Origin of the sequence: Mycoplasma procyoni (genome assembly GCF_017052595.1) — a bacterium.
GTDB classification, from domain to species: domain Bacteria; phylum Bacillota_I; class Bacilli_A; order Mycoplasmatales; family Metamycoplasmataceae; genus Mesomycoplasma_A; species Mesomycoplasma_A procyoni.
The window spans coordinates 23,292-47,531 of the sequence record NZ_JAFIDB010000005.1 but is presented as its reverse complement, the minus strand read 5'-3'; the positions used below and the strand labels follow the sequence as shown (position 1 = coordinate 47,531).

25 protein-coding genes are annotated in these 24,240 nt (G+C 30.7%); 12 read left to right on the top strand and 13 right to left on the bottom strand.

Annotated features, from left to right (window positions below; all coding sequences use genetic code 4):
• The first annotated feature begins 57 nt into the window (after positions 1-57).
• Both trmB and JV122_RS02520 read left to right on the top strand, forming a co-directional pair.
• Positions 58-663 (top strand): tRNA (guanosine(46)-N7)-methyltransferase TrmB, encoded by a 606-nt coding sequence (gene trmB / locus JV122_RS02525; RefSeq protein WP_205842946.1) that lies wholly within the window; start codon positions 58-60, stop codon positions 661-663.
• 37 nt (positions 664-700) lie between these two features.
• Positions 701-2,062: a M17 family metallopeptidase gene (locus tag JV122_RS02520; protein ID WP_205842945.1), complete on the top strand. Its 1,362-nt coding sequence runs from the start codon at positions 701-703 to the stop codon at positions 2,060-2,062.
• A 47-nt stretch (positions 2,063-2,109) separates the two neighbouring features.
• Here JV122_RS02520 and JV122_RS02515 read toward each other — a convergent pair whose 3' ends face one another.
• The 11 genes from JV122_RS02515 to JV122_RS02465 all read right to left on the bottom strand — a co-directional run bounded on the left by JV122_RS02515 (position 2,110) and on the right by JV122_RS02465 (position 12,156).
• Positions 2,110-2,613, bottom strand: coding sequence for an MPN499 family protein (locus JV122_RS02515; protein WP_205842944.1), 504 nt, complete (start codon positions 2,611-2,613; stop codon positions 2,110-2,112).
• Positions 2,614-2,649: 36 nt separating this feature from the next.
• Positions 2,650-3,360, bottom strand: coding sequence for an L-ribulose-5-phosphate 4-epimerase (locus JV122_RS02510; protein ID WP_240463461.1), 711 nt, complete (start codon positions 3,358-3,360; stop codon positions 2,650-2,652).
• Complete coding sequence (locus JV122_RS02505; RefSeq protein ID WP_205842943.1) at positions 3,353-4,231, bottom strand: L-ribulose-5-phosphate 3-epimerase; 879 nt, start codon at positions 4,229-4,231, stop codon at positions 3,353-3,355. Before JV122_RS02505 ends, JV122_RS02510 begins: the two co-directional genes overlap by 8 nt.
• Complete coding sequence (locus JV122_RS02500; RefSeq protein WP_205842942.1) at positions 4,200-4,862, bottom strand: 3-keto-L-gulonate-6-phosphate decarboxylase UlaD; 663 nt, start codon at positions 4,860-4,862, stop codon at positions 4,200-4,202. The genes JV122_RS02505 and JV122_RS02500 overlap by 32 nt, the downstream gene beginning before the upstream one ends.
• An 11-nt stretch (positions 4,863-4,873) precedes the next feature.
• Positions 4,874-5,353, bottom strand: coding sequence for a PTS sugar transporter subunit IIA (locus JV122_RS02495; RefSeq protein WP_205842941.1), 480 nt, complete (start codon positions 5,351-5,353; stop codon positions 4,874-4,876).
• A gap of 1 nt (position 5,354) precedes the next feature.
• Entirely contained in the window at positions 5,355-5,645 is a 291-nt protein-coding gene (locus tag JV122_RS02490; protein WP_205842940.1) for a PTS sugar transporter subunit IIB, read from the bottom strand.
• Between the two features lie 61 nt (positions 5,646-5,706).
• Entirely contained in the window at positions 5,707-7,455 is a 1,749-nt protein-coding gene (locus JV122_RS02485; RefSeq protein WP_205842939.1) for a PTS ascorbate transporter subunit IIC, read from the bottom strand.
• A gap of 26 nt (positions 7,456-7,481) precedes the next feature.
• Positions 7,482-8,537, bottom strand: coding sequence for a phospho-furanose lactonase (locus tag JV122_RS02480; protein WP_205842938.1), 1,056 nt, complete (start codon positions 8,535-8,537; stop codon positions 7,482-7,484).
• 875 nt (positions 8,538-9,412) lie between these two features.
• Positions 9,413-10,699, bottom strand: coding sequence for a glucose-6-phosphate isomerase (locus JV122_RS02475; RefSeq protein WP_205842937.1), 1,287 nt, complete (start codon positions 10,697-10,699; stop codon positions 9,413-9,415).
• On the bottom strand, positions 10,687-11,022 hold the full coding sequence (locus JV122_RS02470) for a S1 RNA-binding domain-containing protein (protein ID WP_205842936.1): 336 nt from the start codon (positions 11,020-11,022) through the stop codon (positions 10,687-10,689). Before JV122_RS02470 ends, JV122_RS02475 begins: the two co-directional genes overlap by 13 nt.
• Positions 11,023-11,136: 114 nt before the next feature.
• Positions 11,137-12,156 (bottom strand): hypothetical protein, encoded by a 1,020-nt coding sequence (locus JV122_RS02465; protein WP_205842935.1) that lies wholly within the window; start codon positions 12,154-12,156, stop codon positions 11,137-11,139.
• A gap of 162 nt (positions 12,157-12,318) precedes the next feature.
• Between JV122_RS02465 and JV122_RS02460 the strand changes: the two genes are divergently transcribed.
• Genes JV122_RS02460 through JV122_RS02450 form a run of 3 tightly spaced genes read left to right on the top strand, consistent with a single transcriptional unit; the run spans position 12,319 to position 14,452 of the window.
• Positions 12,319-12,642 (top strand): hypothetical protein, encoded by a 324-nt coding sequence (locus JV122_RS02460; RefSeq protein WP_205842934.1) that lies wholly within the window; start codon positions 12,319-12,321, stop codon positions 12,640-12,642.
• Positions 12,642-13,622, top strand: a complete 981-nt coding sequence (lplA, locus tag JV122_RS02455; RefSeq protein WP_205842933.1) for a lipoate--protein ligase — start codon at positions 12,642-12,644, stop codon at positions 13,620-13,622. Before JV122_RS02460 ends, lplA begins: the two co-directional genes overlap by 1 nt.
• Positions 13,622-14,452 (top strand): alpha/beta fold hydrolase, encoded by an 831-nt coding sequence (locus tag JV122_RS02450; protein WP_240463460.1) that lies wholly within the window; start codon positions 13,622-13,624, stop codon positions 14,450-14,452. Before lplA ends, JV122_RS02450 begins: the two co-directional genes overlap by 1 nt.
• Here JV122_RS02450 and JV122_RS02445 read toward each other — a convergent pair.
• A complete protein-coding gene (locus JV122_RS02445) occupies positions 14,445-15,614 on the bottom strand; it encodes a DNA cytosine methyltransferase (protein WP_308699324.1) in 1,170 nt (389 codons plus the stop codon). The two genes, JV122_RS02450 and JV122_RS02445, sit on opposite strands and share 8 nt — an antisense overlap.
• 246 nt (positions 15,615-15,860) lie before the next feature.
• Between JV122_RS02445 and glpO the strand changes: the two genes are divergently transcribed.
• The 7 genes from glpO (at position 15,861) to JV122_RS02410 (ending at position 21,815) form a co-directional block, all read left to right on the top strand.
• Complete coding sequence (gene glpO / locus JV122_RS02440) at positions 15,861-17,018, top strand: type 2 glycerol-3-phosphate oxidase (RefSeq protein WP_205842932.1); 1,158 nt, start codon at positions 15,861-15,863, stop codon at positions 17,016-17,018.
• Positions 17,019-17,034: 16 nt separating this feature from the next.
• Positions 17,035-18,552, top strand: coding sequence for a glycerol kinase GlpK (gene glpK / locus JV122_RS02435; protein WP_205842931.1), 1,518 nt, complete (start codon positions 17,035-17,037; stop codon positions 18,550-18,552).
• Between the two features lie 10 nt (positions 18,553-18,562).
• Complete coding sequence (locus tag JV122_RS02430) at positions 18,563-19,297, top strand: MIP/aquaporin family protein (protein WP_205842930.1); 735 nt, start codon at positions 18,563-18,565, stop codon at positions 19,295-19,297.
• Positions 19,298-19,372: 75 nt separating this feature from the next.
• Positions 19,373-20,356 (top strand): dihydroxyacetone kinase subunit DhaK, encoded by a 984-nt coding sequence (gene dhaK / locus JV122_RS02425; RefSeq protein ID WP_205842929.1) that lies wholly within the window; start codon positions 19,373-19,375, stop codon positions 20,354-20,356.
• Positions 20,347-20,958, top strand: coding sequence for a dihydroxyacetone kinase subunit DhaL (gene dhaL, locus JV122_RS02420; protein WP_205842928.1), 612 nt, complete (start codon positions 20,347-20,349; stop codon positions 20,956-20,958). The genes dhaK and dhaL overlap by 10 nt, the downstream gene beginning before the upstream one ends.
• The gene (locus JV122_RS02415; protein WP_205842927.1) at positions 20,958-21,347 is read left to right on the top strand and encodes a PTS-dependent dihydroxyacetone kinase phosphotransferase subunit DhaM; all 390 of its coding nucleotides are present in this window, start codon (positions 20,958-20,960) and stop codon (positions 21,345-21,347) included. The genes dhaL and JV122_RS02415 overlap by 1 nt, the downstream gene beginning before the upstream one ends.
• A 132-nt stretch (positions 21,348-21,479) precedes the next feature.
• Positions 21,480-21,815, top strand: a complete 336-nt coding sequence (locus JV122_RS02410) for a hypothetical protein (RefSeq protein ID WP_205842926.1) — start codon at positions 21,480-21,482, stop codon at positions 21,813-21,815.
• Between the two features lie 28 nt (positions 21,816-21,843).
• Here JV122_RS02410 and leuS read toward each other — a convergent pair whose 3' ends face one another.
• A complete protein-coding gene (gene leuS, locus JV122_RS02405; RefSeq protein ID WP_205842925.1) occupies positions 21,844-24,231 on the bottom strand; it encodes a leucine--tRNA ligase in 2,388 nt (795 codons plus the stop codon).
• Positions 24,232-24,240: the final 9 nt, after the last annotated feature.

Sequence of the window (24,240 nt, the reverse complement as noted above, 5' to 3'; positions counted from 1 at the left end):
ACTAAATAATTTTAGTTTAAAAACTAAAATTTGTGTTTTTTTTAGTATTATTTTATTATGAGATTAAGAAATATACCCAATGCTAAAGAAGATCTTTTAGCAAGCGATTACATAATAACTGAATTTCCTCATAAAATAGACCAAAACACTGTTTTAGAAATGGGAATGGGAAAAGGAGAGATGTTAGTTGAGTTGGCAATCCAGAATCCTCACTTAAATTTTATTGGAATAGAAAAATACCCTACAGTTGCTCTTAAGTCTATGAAAAGGGCTAAAAAGATGAATTTAAGCAATTTTAAAATAATCAATGAAGACATTGCAACTCTGCCTGAAAAACTGGAAGGAAAAACAGATTTAATCTGACTGACCTTTTCAGATCCTTGACCTAAAAAAAGACACTTCAAAAGAAGACTAACTTATAAATCTTTTTTAGATATTTATAAGAATCTTCTGTCAGAAAAAGGTGTTTTAAAGCTTAAAACAGATAATGATAGATTCTTTGATTACTCAATTGAATCAATTCAGGAATATGGTGCTAAAATCACTCAAATGACAAGGGATTTTCATGCAAGCGAGCTAAGTATTGGCAACATCATGACCGGTTATGAGAAAAAATGAAGTGATAAAGGTAAAAACATTAATTTTTTAGAAGTTAAATTCTAAAAAGTTATACAATATTATTATTAATTAAGGAGAAAAGATGATTAAATTTATTAATAATTTTACAAACACAAACGTTGTCTTAAAAGCTGTATTCAAAGGTGAAGAGCTTAAAAAAGGCACAATCGAAAAAAATCTTGCAATTACAGAATTTCTAAACGAAAACCTTGCTGTTATTTATTTAGGTGAAAAAGAAGAATCAAAAACTTTATTTGAAACTCTAATGCCTAAATTAGCAAGCTTACCAAGAGTTTATGATCTTGATTTAGAATCATTTTTATCAAAAAAAGTAAGTGCTGGATACTTTGTTAAAAAACTATATGAAGCTTATGAATTTGCACACAGCGACATTTATTCAGCTAAAACTTCTAAAAAAGAAGAAGCTTTAGAACTAAATGTTGTTTACAAAGATTTAGATCAAATTGAAGTTGCAATTAACAAAGTGCAAAAAATGATGGAAGCTGTAAACTTCGCAAGAAACTTACAAGCAACACCACCAAACATCTGTAACTCAGAATGAATGGCAGAAGAAGTTAGAAAAGAAGTTTCTAAATACCCAAACCTTAAAGTTAATGTTTTAAACAAAAAAGAAATTGAAGAACTTGGAATGGGATTATTACTTTCAGTTAACAGAGGTTCAATGTTTGAACCAAGACTTGTAACAATTGAATACAATGGAAATCCTGCTTCTAAAGAAAAAACAGTATTTGTTGGAAAAGGAATCACATTCGATTCTGGAGGTTACAACATTAAAACTGGTGGTCACATGTCAGGAATGAAATACGACATGTCAGGAGCTGCAATTGTTGCTTCTGCTCTAAAAGCTGTTGCTGAACTAAAACCAAAAGCTAATGTTGCTGCTGTTTTATCAATTACAGACAACAGAGTAAACGGAGACGCTTCACTTCCTGATTCTGTTTGAAAATCAATGAATGGAAAAACAGTTGAAATAAACAACACAGATGCTGAAGGTAGATTAGTATTAGCTGATGGAATGACATATGCTATTAGAAACATGAATGCTACAAGATTAATTACAGTTGCTACGCTTACAGGAGCTATTTTAGTTGCTTTAGGAACAACATACACAGGAGCATTCTCAACATCAAATGAGTTATGATCAGAAATTCAAGCAGCTGCTAAAGAGCAAGGAGAACTTGTTTGAAGACTACCTCTACACGATGCTTTTGCACAAAACATTAAAAAATCTACAGTAGCAGATCTAAAAAATACAGATCTTTCAGGAAAAGGTGGATCAATTTCTGCTGCTATGTTCTTAAAAGAGTTCTCAGAAAACAAAGACTTCACACACTTAGATATTGCTGGTACAGCTGAATCAGGTGAAAAACCAATGGGTGTAATGGTTAGAACTCTTGCACAACTTGCACTAAACAAAAAATAATTTGCAAAACAAAAATACAGGAAATTCCTGTATTTTTTCTATTTTTCTTAAATTTCTTCTAATCCAAACATTGTAAACTTAGCTTTGATTTTTTGTATTTGTTCTGTGTTTGTGTTTTCTGTTTTGGATTGTTTTTTTAGTAAAGTATCTTCTAAAAATTTTATGTAATAGTCTTTTGTGAAAAAGAAGCTTTTTCCCTCATAAATTCTTTTGATGGTTTTAAAATCAATAACTAATACTAAATTATCGATTACTTCAAATTCTAGGGTTTCTTCTTTTTTCATTTTGTTAACTTTGTTAAAGTCAATATAAATGTTTGTGTTGCGAATTTTTTGAAGTTTGTTAAAGAGTTCAAAACGGTTATCGCCATTGAAAGAGAAAATAACGTTTTTGTTGTCTAAATCGTTATAGTGAATTATATCCTCTAAGGTTTTTGTTTTTTTAATTCTTGATTCGGAGGATTTAGGACTAAAAACTTTTCAAAAACCAGGGACAACTCAAAAACCATCATCAGTTCTATTTACTTTCGTTTTTACTATTTTTTCTTGCATAAAATTTCCTTAAATTATTTTACTAAATTTTATCAATTATTTTTGTCCATAGTAAGCATTTGGACCGTGCTTACGTGAGTGGTGTTTATCTTGAAGAACTTTATTAGCTTGTGTTTTGTGTGGATCGATGATTAAGGTGTTGATTGCCATTTTAGCTATTTCTTCAACCGTAAGAGCTAAATTAACAGCTTCTTCAGGGCTTTTTGTAGATCACACAAAAGGGCCATGTTCTTTAACGAGTGTTGCACTTGTGGATTCTAAAGAAATGTTGTTTTTCTTGAAGTGTTCAAGAATTACAAGTCCTGTGTTGTGTTCGTATTCACCGTTTATTTCATCATCACTTAATTCTCTTGTACAAGGAATTGAACCATAGAAATTGTCAGCGTGTGTTGTTCCAAAGCAAGGAATGTCTTTTCCGGCTTGTGCTCATCCAACAGCAAAAGGAGAGTGTGTGTGAACTATTCCTTTAATATTTGGGTTTGCTTTGTAAATTAGTGTATGAGTTGGAGCATCACTTGAAGGTCTTAATTTTGAATCGATGATTTCGTTATCTAAAGTCATAACAACCATGTCATCTGGTTTCATTGTTTCATATTTAACGCCAGAAGGTTTAATAACCATATATTTTCTGTCTTTTGTTATTCCTGAAACATTTCCTCAAGTATGAATAACTAGTTTGTATTTTTGCAGAAGCATGTTTGCTTCATATACTTCTTTTTTTAGAGCTTCAATTTCTGGATTATGCATCTTTATTTGCTTCCTTTCATTGTTCTTCATAGAATGATTTTGCTTTTTGGAGCATTTCAATATTGTGTTCCATGGTTTCATCTTTTTCGTTTTTTGATCACATTTCAATTAAGATTGGACCAGCGAAATCAATGTCTTTAATAGTTTTTAGTGTTCTAACAAAATCAACTGTTCCTTGTCCTCATTCTACTTCTTTAAATTTTGTAGGAGTTGTGTCTTTGAAGTGGAAAGCAACGATTTTGTCTTTTGCTAGTGTGATTTCATTTTCAATGTCGCTTGTAAATTGATTGAGATTACCCATGTCAGGGTAAATAAAGAAATTTGGCATATCAATTTCTTTTAAGAATGTTAGACATTTTGTGATTGTACCAGCAAAAGGTGTGTCCATTGTTTCAAAAGCAAGTGTTACACTGTATTTTTGAGCAAGTTTAGCACACTCTTTCATTCCTTCAATAAATCTTTGTCTTGTGATTTTGGAAGCAGGTTCATAATAAACATCATAAGCCGCCATTTGAATTAATCTAATTCCAAGTTTTTTTGCAAGAATTAGAGCTTTTTCCATAATCACAAGAGCTTGTTTTCTTAATTCGGGATCTTCTGAACCAAAAGGAAATCTTCTGTGTGCACTTAAACACATTGAATTAAAGTAGAAGTTGTGTTTAAGTAATAGAAGTTTTAAATCTTTGATTTGTTGTTCGCTTCAGTCTAAACGTTCAAGTCTAAAATCTGATTCATCAACACTGAATTCAATAAAGTCAAAACCTGCTTTTTTAGCTATTAAAATCTTTTCTTCTCAAGAAAATTTGTTGTTGATGGCTTTTTCGTAAATACCAAGAAATCTATTTTTCGCTTCAGTATTTTTTAAATTCATCTTTAAATTCCTTTGCAGCTTGTTCTGGATCTGCAGCATCTCTAATTGATCTTCCTGCTATGAAAATATAAATAGGAATGTCTTTAAATAATTTGATATCTTCAACTTCAACTCCACCTGTTACAGTAACTTTGAATCCCATATCAGCAAGTTTTTTAACAGTGTCAATATCTTTTTGTCCTCATTTAACTCCAGCAGCTTGAGCATCTCTCGCTCTGTGTCAAACGACTTGAGGAACTCCTGCTTTTTTTCAAGCTTCAACTTGATCTCAACTGAAGTTTGTTGTCATTTCTACTTGAATTTCTTTGTTTCCTTCAAATTCTTTTGAGTAGTTAACAAGATCTTCCATTGTAGCATTTTCAGCAGCACAAATTGCTGTTGTGTAGTCTGCTCCATTTTCAAAAAACATTTTTGAAAATACTTTTCCTGCATCAGCAATTTTTCCATCAGCTACTATTATTTTTTTAGGAAAAGCTTTTTTAAGTTCTTTAATAGCTTTTTTTCCTTCAGATGCTAAAAGAATTGTTCCAACCTCAATAACATCTATGTATTTTTCTGCTTTTTTAGCAGATAAAATTGCATCTCCAATTGTTTGGTTGTCAAGTGCAATTTGTAATAATGGTAATGGCATTATTTTCCTTTCTATGATAGATATTTTTGAAAATCAATTTTAGATATAATTTCAAATACTTCTTCTTTTGTTTTACATTTCATTACAGCTTCAACAGTTTCTGGGTTTTCAAATACAGCAACTATTTGTGGTAAAGCTTCAGAAGTGTGAACTTCTGCACTTGTAGCAGCAAGTGCTATTAAAATGCTTACTGGACGCTCATCTCCATCAAAATATACGGGTTTTTTCAGTGTTACAAGAGAGAATGAGTTTTGAAGTACTCCTGCATCACTTTGAGCATGTGGCATAGCTAAATTATCAGCAATAATGTAATATGGACCATGTTCAATAGTGCTGTTAATAACAGCATCATAGTATCTTGGTTCTACTAAATTTTTATCTATTAAAGGTTTAATAGATAAATAAACTGCTTCTTTTCAGTCTTTAGCTTCTTGTTCTAGGTTTACAGTTTGATTTGTTTGTAGTATTTCTAGTAAGTTAATTTTAGCCATTTTATAAACCTAACGCTTCTTTAAGTGCTGTTCTAATTTCGTTTTCATCCATTAAGTTTGTAACACCTACAATTTTAGCCATTTGATTGTGATCAAATTCACTTGATAAGTGTTTTGAAGAGATAATAATATCAACAGAGTTTGTCATTCCTTTTGATTGCCCCATTGAAAGAGCTTCAACTTGAGCATCAATTCCGAATTCTTTAACAATTTTTTGAACTTTAAGTTTGATAATCATGCTTGTTCCCATTCCGTTTCCACAAGCAGCTACAATTTTTAGTGGTTTATTCATAAAAATCTCCTTTATTAAAATAGTTAGCACATTAGTAGTGCTAACTATTTGTTTATGTTTTTTAGTTAGATACTAACACAGGATTTAGTTTTAGTATTTTTTGTAAAAATGTTTTTTTAGTTTGTGATCCGTTGTCAACAATTTGACCCATGAACACAAATCCAATTATTGCTAATGAAACTAAAATTCATGCAACAATATAGTGATATGATGAGATTCACATTAGAGAACCGAAGAATAAGTTTCAGTCTGCCATTCCGATGAATCCTGTATCAACTGGTGATTTTCCAAGTGCAACAACACTGTTGGAAATTGCTTTTGTAGCGAATGAAACTATTAAGATTTCTAGGAATCCAATGATTCCTGGTAAGAATAATGTAGCTTTTCATCCACCTGATGCATTAGCGTAAACTCCTAATGAACCGGAGTTAAAGAATAATGTAATAAATAATGGTACTGTGACGAAAACAACTTTTTGTCCTGGAATTAATGATATTGCAATAATTAATCCAACACCGATGAATTGTCCAATAACTCCTGATAAGAATCCAAATGTAACTGAGTTAATTGAGAATCCATACACAGCAGCTACGTCAACTGCAACAACAGCTCCTGGAATTACTTTTTCACTAATTCCGTGGAATGATTGTTGTAGTTCTGTAATGAACATTCTTACCCCTGTCATAATTGCAATAAGAGCTGCAACTATTTTTAGAGATCCTGCAACGATGTTTAAGACAAAGTTTGCTCCACCTAAGGTTGAATTTCAAATTGCTAGATCTTTTCCAAATGAAATTCAATCATTGTTGAGTGTTCCTGGTTTTGCAATTATTAATATTAAGAATAGAATTGCAAATAGGAATAAGATGATGATTGTTTGTGTGAAAATGTTATCTTCAAATATTTTTAGATATGAAGGTAATTTTTTGTTTTCAGCTGAATCTTCTTTTTTACCGAAGAATCTTCCTAATTTGTATGTTGTAGCGATGGCTAACATTTGTTGGTGTCCAATAGCAAATCCAGCATTTTGAGTAACTGCGTTTGTTCCTCTTACTGTTGCTGTTGAACCTGCAGCTCAATAAGTTCCAAGTAGTAGTCCTGACATAATCACAACTCCAGCTTGTTCTCCTGCAGTAATTGTTCCATCAAAGGCTCTCAAGTCGTGGAACAGAATGATGTAAAGAATTGTTGTAACTACAGCAGCTTGTTGTAGCATAACGTGTCCTGTAATCATTAAACTATTTGTGTTAGTGAATTTTTTAAGTGCAACCATAATAATGTTTACAACAAATCCAGCTAAGAACGCAAATGATATTAATGATACATATGAATTACTAAATATTGATTCTTTTGCTCCTGATGAAAAGAAATCGTTTGCACTTGATAAAGCAAAGTAAGGATCTAATGGAACAACTCCTGTTCCCCCTAGTCCTTTGATTTCGTTAAATACAGGTCTTGCTAATCCTACAAGTGTTCCTGAACCAATTGTTAATAATAAATATCCAATAATTGTTTTTAGAGAACCGATAATTGACTCTCTAATTCCCCGCCCAATTACTAAATATCCAAGTAATGTTAATGATCCAAGTAATAAGGCTGGCTGTTTAAAGAAGTTATCTAAATATACTTTGTTTAGTAAGAAGAAGAAAGCATCTCTTCATGCTTCTCCACTTCAAGCTGAAGCTTTTCCTGTAGGAATAGCAGCTTTTACTAATAAAGTAATTAAAATGATAACTATGTTAATTAAAGCAAAGATTGATCAACCAATTAAGGTTTTGGTTTTTTTGCTTTTTTTAATTTCGTTAATCATTAATTAAGACCTTAACCTTTCAATAATTATTTAACTTTGAGTTCTTCTTTTAATTTAAGTACTCTTGGGTTAACTTTTGAAACATCGTATGTTCTTTTTTCATCAAAAGTTAGAATTTCTCTTGGGTTGTTTACAAGAATATCTTGAATTGCTTCTTCTGAAACTCCCACTTGTCTTAATAGAGGTAGGAATCTATCGAATAGGTATCCTAAACCAAAAGTTTGTTTTCCTTTTTCAATTCCGTAGTGTCTTTGGTAAAGGATTCTTCCTGCATCAAGCGCCATTGTAATGTGTTTTTGGTATCCTTTATCAACTAAGTATTTGATGTTTTCTGCTAGAGTTGCATCTGTGTAGTATTTAACTCTATCTGGTCCATCAAAACAAAGTGTTACACCTAGTTCTTTGATGATTTTTTCATAGTAGTATTTATCTGGGTTTTTATTTAAGTGAGATAATTGGATTTTTCTTGGGTTTGCTCCAAAGTCAATTAGGTGTTGTGCAGCCTCATAAGCCATTGTTCCTAATTGTGTATGTACAAGAATTGGAGCTCCTGTTTCAATTGATGATCTCGCTGCAACTTCTAGTGATTTAAGTTCTAATCTATCAATTGCTGCATAACCTGTTCCGGCTTTAATGATTCCGGCTTTAGATTTAGATCTTTTAACAACAGGTCCACTGTAGTTTAATTCATCCATTCCTTCTTCAATTTCAGCAACAACCATTTTTACGATGTCGTCGATTGGAGCTAAAGCTAATCATGAAGCACCTTTGTCGTAGAATGCCGCTTTATGGAATCCTGTTGACATAATAATGTTTGCCTTGCCTTTTAGTTTTTCAGCTATTTCTAGCATTTTGTATACATCTCTACCAACGTTAGGTGGATCCATTGTAACCATTGTTTTTCCACCTTTTTCAATGAATTCATTCATTTCCTTAATAGCTGCATCAACAGACATCATAACGAAGTCTGGATGTTCATGAGCCTCAGGACCGTAGTTTTTAATTAAGTGATCGTGGCAATCTACCACACCTAATTCTTTAGGATCAATATCTCCTAAAACTGTTCTTGCGAATTTTTTCATTATACCTCCGTAAATTTTCTTACAAAATTATTATAAACCCATTTGTTCAAAATTTTGCAAAAAAAATTGATTTTTTTCATTTACGTATATTTAAGGTCTTTTTTTGAGCAATTTTTCATCTTTTTATTCATTTTTGAAGTTTTTAAGAAATAAAAAAAAATGAAGAGTACGAACACGTACTCTTCTATATTATTATTTGAATTTTTTAAAAAAAACAAGGAGAATAAAAATATGAACAATGTTTTTGAAAAAAATAAATAAAAATAATAAATAAAATGATAATAACCTAAAATATTGAGAATGAATAAAATATTTTGTAGGAGTTTAAAATTTTTAAAAAACTTTCGAAATATATATTTTACTTTTTGAATAATTTGAACTTTGAACTTTTTTGATATATGTTTATAAATAAAAATATGATTTTGTTTAATGATATTTTGACAATTGAGATGAGAGCCTTTCGACTCTCGTAATTATTCTAACACAAAAACGCTAAAAAATAAAGAAATTTAATGTTTTTTTATCGATAGAAATTTTACAAGTATTTTCTACTTGTTGAAAACTTCAGAATCTTGAAATAAGAAATCAAAAAACGCCAAGCGGCGTTTTTGATTATTATAGTGTATATATGGTACCAATCGGTTAACAGCCCAGAGTTAGACTTTAAAATTTCTGTAAGACTAATTGTCTTTTGTTAAGCATTTATATGCTTTTATTTTGAGACACAAATTTATCTTTATCTATGTCTCAATATTATTATAACATAATTTTGCTTAAGTGTGAAGAATTTTTTAAATTTTTTTGCTTTTTTTTAAATCTTTACTAAAACAAGGGCTAAAAGTACTAAAAAAAGCTGAAAATCAGCTTAATTTATGTTATTTTTTTCCTAAAAGTTTAAACATGTTAGCTTTATAAACTTCAACTCCAGGTTGGTTAAATGGATTAACTCCTAATAAATAAGCTGAAATTGCACAAGCTCTTTCGAAGAACATAACTAATCATCCGTATGTTCTTTCTTTTGAATCTTCTAGTAATAAGTGAATGTTAGGAACTTTTCCAACACTAACATGTGCATCCATTGTAGCTTCAAAAGCAACATTATTAACTCAGTGAACTGTTTTGTCAACTAAATAGTTTAGTTTATCTAAATCTTCTTCATCTTCTGTAATTAATAAATCGTGTTCTGGATTTTTTAGTGTAATTACAGTTTCAAATAAAACTTTAGAACCTTCTTGAATGTATTGACCCAATGAGTGTAAGTCTGTTGAGAAAATTGCAGAAGTAGGTAATAATCCTTTTTGATTTTTTCCTTCACTTTCACCAAATAATTGTTTTCATCATTCATTAAAGAAAGCAAAGTTAGGTTCATAGGCAACTAACATTTCTGCTTGGAATTTTTGTCCTAGAATGTGTCTTGCAACTGCATATCTGTAAGCATCATTATTAACTAAATCGCTTGTTTTGTAGATTTCGTTAGCTTCTTTTGCTCCCTTGATGATTTCATCAATATTAATTCCGGCACATGCTAGTGGGAATAATCCAACTGGAGAAAGTACACTGAATCTTCCTCCAACATTATCTAAAATTACAAATTTTTGGTAATTTTTGATGCTTGCTAATTCATAAAGAGTTCCTTTGTTTGCGTCTGTTGTTGCAAAAATTAATTCTCTTGCTTTATCTTTTCCAACTTTATCTTCTAATAATGATTTAAAGAATCTAAAAGCTATCGCTGGTTCTGTTGTTGTTCCTGATTTAGAAATAACATTGATTGCAAACTTTTTGTTTTCAACATATTTAAGTGTTTGATAAAGGTGGTTTGAGCTAATTGAAGTTCCTGCAAAAATGATTTCCATTTTTCTTTCTTCTCCAGGAAGAGAACCTTGGATAATATCTAGTGCAGATTTAGCTCCTAAATAAGAACCACCAATTCCGATTACAACAAGTACTTCAATTTTTTCAGCTTGAAGTCTTTTTGCTGCTTTTTTCATTTCTTCGATTTCTGCTCAATTTGAGTTTTCTGGTAAGTCTTTTCAACCAAGAAAATCTGAACCAACTGCTGAAAAATTATCCATTGCTTCATTAATTTTTTCAACTTGTTGTTGGTATTCTAAAATAGCCGTTTCTTCAACTGCGCTTGCTAAATTAAGTTTTATTTTTTTCATTCTTCTACCTCTTTTAATGCGTGTTTAAAAAGATTTTCAAATCCGCTGTCTGTTTCACAAATTTTATAATTAAAGGGGTTTTTGAGTAATTTTGGATTTAGTGCCTTAAATGATAAAGACATTTTTTTGTTATAGTGATTTACATTAATTATCTTTAATTTAACATAATCTCCTAATTTAAAAAAGTCATGTAAATCCTTAACAAAATAGTCACTTACCTCATTTATAAAGACAACTCCTTGATAGTCATCATCGATATCGACTCAAAAATAATTTTTGAAGATGTTTTTTACTCTTCCAACTACTATATCCCCTGCATTCATACTCTCAATTATACCACCTTTTTAGACTTTTGGCGATGTTCGTTATTATATTAAAAAGCTTTTATTTTTCTGTAGTTTCATCAAAAAAATTCCTTATGATAAAGGAATTTAAAATTATTTTTTCTTTTTGATTGCGTTTACAATTTTGTCTTTGAAACCTTGAAGTGTTTCTGATATTTTTGATGTTTGGAATTCTGGGTGTTTGAAACTTCTTGCGATAGCTTTAGCTGCTTTAATTGACTCTTTAAAGAACTTAACGAAATCTTTTACACTGATTTTTCCGTCTTCTAGTAATTTAATAGCTCCACTTACTGCCGCATTTGCTGCAGAAAGTGCATGGTAAGAAGCTAAAAATGTTCTACCTGCATGTAAATAAACATTTTTGTTTTCTGTAGAAACTGCTCAAAGTGCATAAGATGCTGATGCCATAATTGCTGTTGTTGTTAATGTTACTGGAAGAACATTGTTTGCATCTTTTAAAATTGCTAAAACATCTTTTGATTTTTGTTCTTTTGAAGAGTTGTCTTTTCCGGCGTTGTTTGCGTCTTTTTCATCATCTTTATCTTCTTTTTCGTGGTTTGAAGCTGATTTTTTATAAGACTTTTCAATTTGTTCTATTTGCTTTTCATTGCTTTTTGCAAAACTTGAAATATCGCTGAAAAGACTTTTGCTTCCTTTTACAACTCTTTTTGTAGTTTCAAAAATCTTTGTTTTATCCTCTTCTTTAACAACGAAGTTTTTTGCTCTTTGTCCAATATTTTTTAGAGACTCAAAAGCAAGTGCAAGTTGTGCTGGAGTTAAAGAAGTTAGTCTTTGTTCTCTTAAAACACTTCTAAGATCTTTTAAATCTTTAAATAAATTCTTTTCTTCTTGTTCACTTAAGATTGCTTCATTTTTGAATTGATCTTCATTCGAATCTCTTTGATCTTGTCTGTCGTTTGAAGGTGGAGTTTGTTTGCTTGGGTCTTGTTGTTGGTTTCCACCTTGGTTGTCAGCTGGAGGTGTATTAGGTTTTTCTTCTCCTCCTGTAGCAGGGCTTTTAGCTGCTTGTTGACAGGAAATTGCTGTAGTTGCACTCAAAACTGTAGCTACTGATCCTGTTGATAAAAGTAATCATAATTTTGACTTTTTCATAGTTTAATTTTCCTTTCACTTATTTTTTCATTCTACACAAAAAAAAAAAAAAAAAACGAAGCCTTTTTCACAAAAAGCTTGTTTTTTCGTTTTTTTGGTCTTTATAATTAATTTTTTAGCTTTTTCAACCTCTTTTATGTTTATTGTTCTATAATTTTAAATATGAATAATCAATGACAAACAAAAAGCAGTAAAGAGCTTAATCTTTCTTTTGATTTTTACATCAAAAATCACTTTGACAGAATCTTGGAAATAGAAATTAAAGGCGTTTTAAGAGATCTAAATTTTAGCGACAGTTACTTTGATTGATTTATTGAAGATTTACTTTTTCTTTTAGATCAAAATAGATACCAAAAACGCTGAGATTACGGTGAAATCCGTATTTTTGGTTTAAAAAACTTGAATTTAAGTCAAGAAAATTTAGATAAAGTAAAAAAAATTTTTAAATCTGTTACAAACTTTGATTTAATAGCAATGGAGGAATAATGAAAATTTTTATAAGCAACAACTACTCACCTTATGTAAACCTTGTTTTAGAAGAATTAATGATCAAGGATGAAGAAAATAAAGAAGATATTATTTATCTTTATCAACACGAAAACGCCGTTATTATTGGACAAAACCAAAACGCACACAAAGAGGTTAAATTAGACGTTTTAAAAGAACAAAATATTGAATTATACAGAAGACTTTCGGGTGGTGGAGCTGTATATCATGATAAAGGAAATGTAAATTTCTCTTTTATTACTAAAAAAGATGAAAGAAGCTATGAAAAATTCTTAGCACCTGTTTTAGAGTTTTTAAAATCACTGGGATTAAATGCTGAATTTAAAGGTAGAAATGATTTAGTTATCAATGGTGCTAAATTTTCTGGAAACGCTCAATTTATTTATAAAGACAGAATGGTACACCACGGAACAATCCTTTTTGATGCAAACTTAGCAAAACTTTCTCAAGTTTTAAACCCAAGCAAACTAAAAATGCAATCTAAAGGAATTGAGAGTGCAAGACAAAGAGTGACTAATTTAATTGATGAATTAGAAGACAAAATTAGCGTACATGAATTTATTTTTAAATTTGCTGATTTTCTTGCTCAAAAATATGATGGCTCAATTCAAGCAATAGACAAAAAATATTATGATCAAGTGGATGAACTGAAAGCATTCAGAATGTCTGATGAGTGATTATATGGTAAAAACCCTGAATTTTCCTTTTTCAATGAACTAAAAACTAATGGAGGAATTCTACAAATTAGTGCCAATATCGTAAAAAACAGAATTGAAAATATTGCTTTTGAAGGAGACTTTTTGAGTAAAACTTCTCTTGTAGAAATCGAAAATAAAATTAAGGGTACTGAATACTTAAAAGAAAAAATAAAAGAAAAATTAGAAACTATAGAAAATTTAAGTGAGTATTTTGGAAATATTACAGTTGATGAAATCTTACTAGTTATGTTTGGTGATTAATGGAAAGAAAATACATAAAAATATTAAACGAAGACATCTTTTATATTGAAGAAAATAACAACAAACCAAAAGTTCTGTTTTTACACGGTTTTGCTTCGTCGTCTAACTTTGCTCAGCAAGTTTATAATCTAAAAAATAGAGATTATGACGTTGTTGCTTTTGATTTTCCTGGTTGCGGAAAATCAACAAATAATGATGAAATCAGTATCGAACACTATCAAAAAATTGCAGAAGAATTTGTCAAATCACTCGGTTATTCCTTTGTTTTAGTTGTTGGACACTCACTTGGAGGAGCAAGTGCACTAAATCTAGTTATCAACAAAATTGTCCCTTATGCACTTTTAGGTTCACCTATTAATTACAATATCCTTTCTTCAAAAATTAAAGAAACTATAACACAAGCAAACACAAGATTGCAAAGATGGCTACTTCCAAAAAACTTAAAAGATGCTCTTGAAAGTAGTGACAATCTTGTTTACCAAAATAAAAACAGTTACAAAGACAATTTAAATAAAATTGCGGCTGTATTTTTAGCTTCTTCACAAGCAAAAGAGAAGAATTTTTTAAAAATGGTAACAACTCAAATAGTTAATCCAAAATATTTAAAATCTAACATAAAAGAGTTGTATTTTAGAAGTGATAACTATGAATTTATTACGGGAATTAACGATGAATTTGTCCCTTCTTTATCAATTATCAAAATTTGTCAAGAAAGATCGAAAAATCTAACTCTATTAAGTGATTGTGGACACGCTTTATTTTTCGAAAAACCAGAAGAAATCAACAATAGAATTAACTTTTTAATTAGAGAAAAACAAGCTCCTAAATAAGCTTGTTTTTCTTCATAAATAAAACCATTTCTTTAGCTATTGCATCAATAACTTTTACACAAACTGAATTTCCAAATTGCTTGTAAGCTTGTGCATTTGAAACTTGTATTATAAAGTTTTCAGGAAATCCTTGCAATCTCGCACACTCTCTTGGGGTTAACATTCTTGGATTTTTACCTTCTTGAGAAATTAAAGATTCACTTCCATCTTTATAATATCTGGCACTAATTGTGTTTGTATATTTGCTTTCTGGAAAAATTAGATTAAAACCAAAACCATTTCCATTTTCTTTGTGTTTTAATCTTCTTTTTTTATGACCTTCAAAAAGTTTGTCTGAAATTGTGAACTTTTCATTGACTTCATTTGGCTTCATCAAAATATCAGCAACTTTAAGATTTGGATCAATTTTTCCTTTAGGAAACTCAAAATCACTGTATTTTTCCTTTATTTTAGTTTTGTCAAAGCCAACTATAAAAATTCTTTCTCTGTTTTGCGGAACTCCGAAATGATAGGCATTTAACACTTCTGGTTCAGGTACATAATAGTCCATTTCTCTTAAAACATTTAGTATTGTTTTAAGTGTTTTTCCTTTATCATGACCTCTTAGTTGCTTAACATTTTCTAACATAAAGGCCTTAGGTCTTTTTTCTTTTAATATAGAAGCAATGTTAAAAAATAAAGTTCCTCTCGTGTCTTCAAAACCTAATTTTAGACCCGCTTGTGAAAAAGGTTGACAAGGAAAACCAGCAAGAAGTACATCATGATCAGGTATGTCTTTTGGATTTATTTGAGTTATATCTCCTGCAGGTTCTTCTCCGTAATTAGCTTTATAAGTTTTTTGAGCAAACTTATCTCATTCAGACGAAAAAACAGTCTTTCCTCCATGATTTTGGAAACCCATTCTTATTCCGCCAATTCCAGCAAATAAATCTATCTGAGTAAATAGATAATTTTTATCATCATCTTTAAAAGGAGCTATAAAAGATGAATTTTTAAGTTTATTAATTACAAAATCAGGAATTTCTTGTTGTTTTGTTTCTCAAATTTTGATTAATTTATCTTCATTTTTATTTAAATCTAAAAAATCAGCAAACTCTTTTCTAGTTGCATTCATTTCTTCTCTTTTTTGCAATAAAAAATCAGCCTTTTGTTCTAAATTCATCTTTCTCCTTATATTTATTTAAATTATAACATTTTAAAACTTTAAATATTTGGATTTTTAAAAATTGGTTTTTAGCAAAAAATTGTTGCTAAAAATTCATTAACTAAATTCTATTTTAGTGCTTTTTGTGTGTTTTACCCCCTATATTTGCACTATTTTTCAAAATTTTGCACTTTTTTTAAATAATTTAGAAAATTTGTGAAGTTTTACTTTATAATATATTTACACACAAAATTTGGAGGTAGTATGCAAAAAGAAAAATACGACATAGTTATTATTGGTGGAGGAATAATCGGGGCATCAATTGCTTATGAATTATCTCAATATAAACTAAATACGTTACTTCTTGAAAGAAACCCAGTATTCGCTGATGAAACTTCAAAAGGTAACTCAGGTGCAATACACGGAGGTTTCGATCCTGATCCAGGAAAAATTGAAGCTAAATTAAATGTTCTAGGAAATGAATTATGAAGAACAAAAATCTTCAAAGACCTCGAATTCCCAAGAGTTCAAGTAGATTCATTAATCCTTGCATTTAATGAAGAAGAAATGAAACATGTTCACATGCTTTATGAAAGAGGATTAATCAATAAAGTTCCTAAAGAATTTCTAAAAGTTATCACAAAAGAAGAAGTTCTTAAAAAAGAACCTAACGTTAACCCTGAAGTTCATGGTGCTTTATTATGTACAAGCTCATGAGCAATCGATCCTGTTAGAGCAACTTATGCATTTTTAGGTGCTTCTGAACAAAACGGAACAGAAGTTAAAGCAAGTGCAGAAGTTGTAGATATTAAATTTGAAAACGATGAATTTAGTATCAAACTAAAAAATGGAGAAGAAATTAAATCTTCATTAGTAATAAATGCTGCAGGACACTACGCAGATGTATTAGCTGAAAAAGCTGGATACGGAGACTTTAAACAAACAACAAGACGTGGAGAATACAGAATCTTATCTCGTACAGAAGCAGGAATTGTTAACTCAATTTGCTTTAAAGTTCCAACAATTCACGGAAAAGGTGTTATTGTAGCACCTATGTTAGATGGAAGAGTTCTTGTTGGACCAACTGCTGAAGAAGGAGTTCCAAAAGCAGAAACAAGACTTGTAACTAAAGAAAAATTTGATTACATCGGAAAAATTGGGAAGGAAATTATTCCTTCGATCAGACTGGAAAAAACAGAAATGACTCTAGCTGGTTCAAGACCAATAGACATTGCAACAAACGATTTTGTTATTAGACCAGCTGAAAAAAATGCTAAATTTATTAACGCAGCAGGAATGCAATCTCCTGCAATCGCATCTGCTCCAGCAATCGCTATTGAAATTGCTAAATTAGTAGAAAAAGCAGGTTTAAGTTTAGTTAAAAAAGAAAACTACAATCCAAAATACAAAGTTAGATTCTAAATCTAGAAAGGAAAAAATGAACGAAAAATTTGTTATTACCCTTGACTCTGGGACAACATCTTGTAGAAGTCTAGTTGTAGACAAAAACGGAGAAATACAAGCTGTTAGTCAATCTGAATTTACTCAATACTTCCCAAAATCAGGTTGAGTAGAACATGATCCTTTAGAAATTTGAAATACTCAACTTTCAACAATGCAAAGTGCAAAGCACAAAGCTAAAATAAAATCACACAACATTGCAGCACTTGGAATCACAAACCAAAGGGAAACTGTTGTTCTTTGAGATAAAGAAACAGGGCTTCCTGTATATAACGCAATTGTTTGACAAGACAGAAGAACTACAGAATACTGTGAAGGTTTAATTGAACAAGGTTTATCTGAAAAAATTAGAGAAAAAACTGGACTAATTATTAACCCTTACTTCAGTGGTACAAAAATTAGATGAATTCTAAAAAATGTGCCTGAAGCACAAGAAAAATTAAAAGAAGGAAGATTATTAGCAGGAACAATCGATACTTGATTAATCTGAAAACTTACAGATGGAAAAGTACACGCAACTGACGTTTCTAACGCTTCTAGAACACTATTATTCAACATTCACACTTTAGAATGAGATCAAGAAATTCTTGATTTATTAGAAGTTCCAAGAGAAATTCTTCCTGAAGTTAAATCCTCTTCAGAACACTACGGAGTTGTATCACCACACCACTGATCAAACAGAGCACAAGGAGAAGTTCCTATTACAGGAGTAGCAGGAGACCAACAATCAGCTCTATTTGGACAACTATGTACAGAAGTGGGAATGGTTAAAAATACCTATGGTACAGGATGTTTCACACTTGTTAATACAGGAACAGAAGCAGTAAAAAGTGAAAATAAACTTCTTACAACAATCGCTTGAAAACTTGGAAAAGAAAAAACAGTTTATGCTCTAGAAGGTTCTGTGTTTATTGCTGGAGCAGCAATTCAATGACTAAGAGATTCTTTAAGAATCCTTTATAACTCAGCAGAATCAGACTTCTTTGCATCATTAGTAAACGACGATCAAAGAGTTTATGTAGTTCCTTCATTTACAGGATTAGGAGCACCTTACTGAGATTCATACTCAAGAGGAGCTATCTTTGGACTTGAAAGAGGAACAAAAAGAGAACACCTTGTAAAAGCAACTCTTGATGCTATTGCATATCAATCAAACGACTTGATCCAAGCTATGGAAAAAGATCTTAAAAAACCTATTATTCTATTAAAAGTAGATGGTGGAGCTTCAAAATCAAACTACTTAATGCAATTCCAATCATCTATTTCTAACTTGAAAGTTGAAAGACCTTCAAACATCGAAACAACAGCTTTAGGAGCTTCATACTTAGCTGGACTTGCTGTTGGATACTGAAAAGATTTAGAAGAAATTAAAAAAATAAACAAAATTGATAAAGTATTTAAACCAGAATTAAGTGAAAAAGAAATTCAAAAATTAATTAAAGGTTGAAATACAGCTGTTAAAAAAACATTAAACTGAACAAAAGATATCGAATAAAGGAGTATTCATGCACTTAGACGTTTTATCAGAATTTCTAGGAACACTTGTTTTAATACTACTTGGTAATGGTGTTGTATACAGTGTTTCAGCAAACAAAATGTTTGCAAACCAACCTGGAAAATGAATAGTAATTATTCTAGGTTGAGGACTTGCAGTATTTTCAGGGGTAATTGTTTCTCTATCCCTTGGAGGTAGTGCTCATCTTAACCCTGCTGTTTCTATATTTGCAGCAATTAAGGATAAAGATGCTTTTGTATTAAGCTACATTCCAGTTCAATTTTTAGGAGCTATTGCTGCTCAAATTATTTTAGACTTCATTAACTGAAAACACATTAAAGAAACAGAATTAGCTACAGTTAGAGGAGCTCACTGTACAGGCCCTGCTTTTGGAAACAAAGAAAAAGGAACAATCTTTAACTTCTCATATGAATTAGTAGGAACATTACTACTTTTAGGTCTAATTCTTGCTTTTGGAAAAGGTGCAAATAAACTTGATGCACTTGGACCAATTCCTGTAACATTTGTTGTTATTGCTGTTGGTGCTTCACTAGGTTCATCTACAGGATACGCAATTAACCCAGCTAGAGACTTAGGACCAAGAATTGTTTACTTCTTAGCTGAAAAAACAGTATTAAAATCAAGAAAAGAAGAACACGTTGGAGCTAACTGATCATACTCATGAATTCCAGTTGTTGCACCTTCTGTTGCTGGAGCAATTATTGGTGGATTTGGACTAATCTAATCCATAACTCAATTTTCTAACCCTCATATAACCAACGATACATTTCATACACTAATATAAAAGAAAAGAGACAAAATGAAAAAATTTATAAATGACAGAAACAATATAGTAGAAGAAATGATTCAAGGAATCATAAAAACAAACAAAAAACTAAAAAGAGTTGAAGGATTTAATGTTGTTGTAGACGCAAACTTCGACCAAAACAAAGTTGCTCTTGTGTGTGGAGGAGGTTCAGGACACGAACCTGCACACATGGGATTTGTAGGAAAAGGAATGTTAAGTGGAGCAGTTGCTGGTGCGATCTTCACTTCTCCAACACCAGATCAAGTTGAAGCAGCAATTAACGCTTTAGACTCAAAAGCAGGAACTCTATTAATTATCAAAAACTATACAGGAGACAAACTAAACTTCGAAATTGCTCAACAATTAGCACAAGCTCAAGGTAAAGAAGTAGAAACTGTTTTAGTTCAAGATGATGTTGCTGTAGAAAACTCAACTTGATCAATCGGAAGAAGAGGAATTGCTGGTACAGTATTTGTACACAAAATTGCTGGAGCTGCCGCTCAAAAAGGACTTAATTTACAAGAAGTAAAAAGAGTTGCTCAAAAAGTAAGTGATAATGTAAGAAGTTTTGGAATTTCTTTAAACTCAATCATCATTCCTACAACAGGAAAAGAATCATTTAGTTTAGGAGAAAAAGAAGTTGAATTTGGTCTTGGAATCCACGGAGAACCAGGAATCAAGAGAGAACAAGTTAAATCTTCTAAAGAAATGGTTGAAGAAATGATTGATTTAATTCTTAAAGACTATGACTTCAATAACTCAGAAGTTGCTTTAATGGTAAATGGTCTTGGAGGAACTCCAGAATCAGAATTATTTATTGCAACAAACGATGCACACAACTACTTAAATTCTAAAAACATCAAAATTTACAGTAGTCATGTAGGAAACTTTATGACTTCTCTTGAAATGCAAGGATTATCAATTTCTTTACTAAAACTTGATGCAGAACTTAAAGAATTACTAGATCAAGAAACAGAGGTAAAAAATTGAAAATAGATGTTAAAGTTGTAGAAGCATTCAAGAAAATAGCTTCTGAAATTCAAGAAAACGAAAGTTTATTATCAGGTCTTGATCAAAAAATCGGTGATGGAGACCATGGAATCAACATGAACAGAGGTTTTAGCGAATTAATGCAAAACGATCTGTCTGAACAGAGTGACTTATTCTCTTTATTTAGTCTTGTTGGCAGAACACTGATGTCAAAAGTTGGTGGAGCATCTGGACCACTTTATGGTATGGCTTTTATCAACTCAGCAAATAACCTCAAAGAACACACAACATTCTCTCTTGAAGAACTGAAAATTATGGCTAAAGCCTTTTCATCTTCACTAGAAATGCTTGGAAAAGTTTCTTTAAACGAAAAAACAATGTACGACATTTGAAAACCTTTAAGTACTTTTTTAGAAAACATCAATGAAGTAAATGAACAAACTAAAAAAGAAATTAAAGACTTTGTGGAACAAAAACTAAAAGATACAGAGCAAATGATTGCAACCAAAGGAAGAGCATCTTATCTAAAAGAAAGATCTCAAGGAACAATCGATCCAGGTTCATACTCAAGCTCAATTATTATTAAAAATCTAGTGGATATTTTCTAATGAAAAAACTAATTATCCTAGTTTCACACTATCAAAAACTCGCTGTAGTTTTAAAAGAATACTTAACAAAAATGATTCCTCAAGATCCTCAAAACGTTGAAATCGAAGCTTTAGGGGGAATTAATGAAGGTCAAGATTTAGGAACTGAACCTTTCAAAATTCTTGAAGCAATCGAAAAACACCCTGAAATTTCTGATGTATTAATCTTTGGAGATTTAGGATCTGCAATACTTTCAGCTGAAAGTATTAAAATTATGGCAGCTGATAAAAACATTTATATCTCAAAAGGAAGTCTTGTTGAAAATTCCTTTTCTGCCTATGTTCTAGCTAACGCTGGTGCATCATTTGAAGAAGTAATCAAAGCTTCTGAAGAAGACATTTATAAATAAAACAAACAATTAAACAAATAAGCATGAAGAAAAAAACAGAGAATCAATAAAATTCTCTGTTTTATTTTCTTTATCATAACAAGAATTTGCACTTTTTTTTTTTTTTTTGTAAAAGTCTATAAAATATAAAGTATGAAAAAATTATTAATTAAGTTATCACCAATAGCTGTTTTAGTTCCTTTTTCAGCTTTTGCAGTAGTTTCTTGTTCATCAGAAACAAGAGAACAAAAAGAGAAATATGTAGAAGAAAATTACATCGGTCTTTCACTTCTTAAAGGCGGAAAATCTTCAACTGAGTTTTTCAAAATGTTTGAAGATAAAGAAATCGATCAACTATACAACATAGTTAAAGAATTAAAAGGATTAAAAGACAAACCTGAAGATCTTGAAAAAGCTCTAAAGCTTGGTACAGAAATTACTTCAATCGTTACAAAAGTTGCAGCAAGAGAATCTTCAAAACAAAGCTAAAACAAAAATGCCTTTATGGCATTTTTTTTTATATGTTGAAGATTATAATTTTGTCTTTGACGTATTGTTTTCTTTTTATTTCTTTGTTTTCAAGATATTTTTTAACATTTGCATTTTCTTTTGCTTTTGCAAAGAGAGTTTGTTCTGTATCGTTTTCTTCTTTTTCTATTACTGCTCTAACTTTTCCATTAATTTGAACTGGGATATTTATATTACCACTTTGAATCTTTGTTTCATCTAATTCTGGTCATCTTTGATCTTTGATTCGTTTTGCTTGAAGTTTTTCAAGTAGTTCTTCAGATAAGTGAGGAGCAATTGTTGATAGCATAATTACAAAATCTATAAGAATTTCTTTAGAAGATATTTTTTCTGTTTTGTAAAGAGTATTTATAAATACCATCATTTTAGAAATTGCAATATTGAATTTTAAGGTTTCAATTGCTAATGTTACATCTTTAATAGTTGAGTGAAGTGCAGATTGAAGTTCTTTATCATCTGCATTTTTATCAACTAATTCAGGACTATTAACGAACTTCATAATTCCCGTTTCAACTCTATCTAATCATTTTCTAATTCCGTTTAGAGTTTCTGTGCTTCATTCTTTTGTATCCTGTAAAGGACCCATAAACATTTCATAAGTTCTTAATGTGTCTGCTCCATGAGTTTCAACAATTTCATCAGGGTTTATAACATTACCTCTACTTTTGGACATTTTAACTCCATCAGTACCTAAAATCATCCCTTGGTTTACTACTTTCATAAAAGGTTCATCTACAGGTAAAATATTGATATCATACAGGAATTTGTGTCAGAATCTTGAGTAAATTAAGTGTCCTACAGCATGTTCTTGACCACCTATATAAAGATCAACAGGTAATCATTTTTTAAATCTTTCATAAGCTTCTTTGGAGTCAATTTCTAAATAAGTTCCATCATCATTTTTAAGAATATAAGCTAAAAAGTATCAAGAACTTCCTGCTCATTGAGGCATTGTATTTGTTTCTCTTCTGTATTTTTTACCATCTTTTTCAAAGTATAATCACTCTTTATTATTAGCTAAAGGAGATTCTCCTGTTTTAGAAGGTTTTATGTTTTCCATATAAGGAAGTTCAACAAGATTTTCTTCTATATAAACGTTATCTTGCTCGTCAAAATAAACAGGGAATGGTTCACCTCAATATCTTTGTCTTGAAAAGATTCAATCTCTTAATTTATAGGTTGTTTCTTTTTCACAAACAAGGTTGTATGCAAGATAATCAACAATTTTTTCTGTTGCTTTATTTTGATCTAATCCACTAAATACATCAGCATTAACTAAAGTGTTATTTTCCGAAAATACAGGTTTTACGCTTATTTTGTGTTTAGTTGCAAAGTCTTTATCTCTTTCATCTTCTGCAGGAACTCCCATGACAGCACCTGTTCCATATGTGTTTAAAACATAGTCTGCAACATAAACTTCAACTTTGTCTCCATTTATTGGGTTAATTGCAACAAGATTTGTTTTGATTCCTTTTTTATCTTTTTGATTTGAAATTCTATCTCTGTCACTCAGTGTTTTTGTGTATTCTAAAAACTCAAAAACCTCTTTTGATTTTTGTGCTTGTGCAATTGCTAAAGGATGTTCTGGAGCTAAAGCTATAAAGGAAACTCCAAAAATTGTGTCTATTCTTGTTGTAAACACAGAGATTTTTTCAGAGCTATTTTCTAAAGCAAATTCAACTTTGTGTCCTATTGATTTTCCAATTCAATTTTCTTGAAGAACTTTTAGAGATTCGGGGAAATCAACTTTGTTTAATCCTTCTAATAATTTATCAGCATAGTTTGTGATTTTTAGAACTCACTGCTTCATCGGTTTTCTTACAACAGGAAAACCTCCGCGCTCACTAACTCTGTTTCCGTGTTCATCTGTTACAACTTCTTCATTAGCTAAAACTGTACCTAAATCCTCTGATCAGTTTACATCAACTTCCTTAATTTCAGCTAGTCCATGTTCATAAAGTTTTCTAAAGATTCATTGAGTTATTTTATAAAACTTAGGATCTGTTGTGTCGACCTCTTTGTTTCAGTCATATGAAAAACCAAGGCTTTGTAGTTGCTTTCTAAAAGTCTTTATGTTTTCTTGTGTAAAAGGTGCTGGGTGATTTCCTGTTTTAAGTGCGTATTGTTCAGCAGGTAATCCAAAAGCATCTCATCCAATTGGATGAAGAACATCGAATCCTTGCAGTCTTTTGTATCTTGAAACTATATCAGTTGCTGTGTATCCTTCTGGGTGACCAACATGAAGTCCTGCAGCTGAAGGATAAGGGAACATATCTAAAACATATGCCTTTTTATCATTTTTGTCTGTTGTTTTAAAAGCATTTGATTTTAATCAAATTTCTTGTCATTTCTTCTCTATTTTTTTGTGATCGTACATAAAAAAATT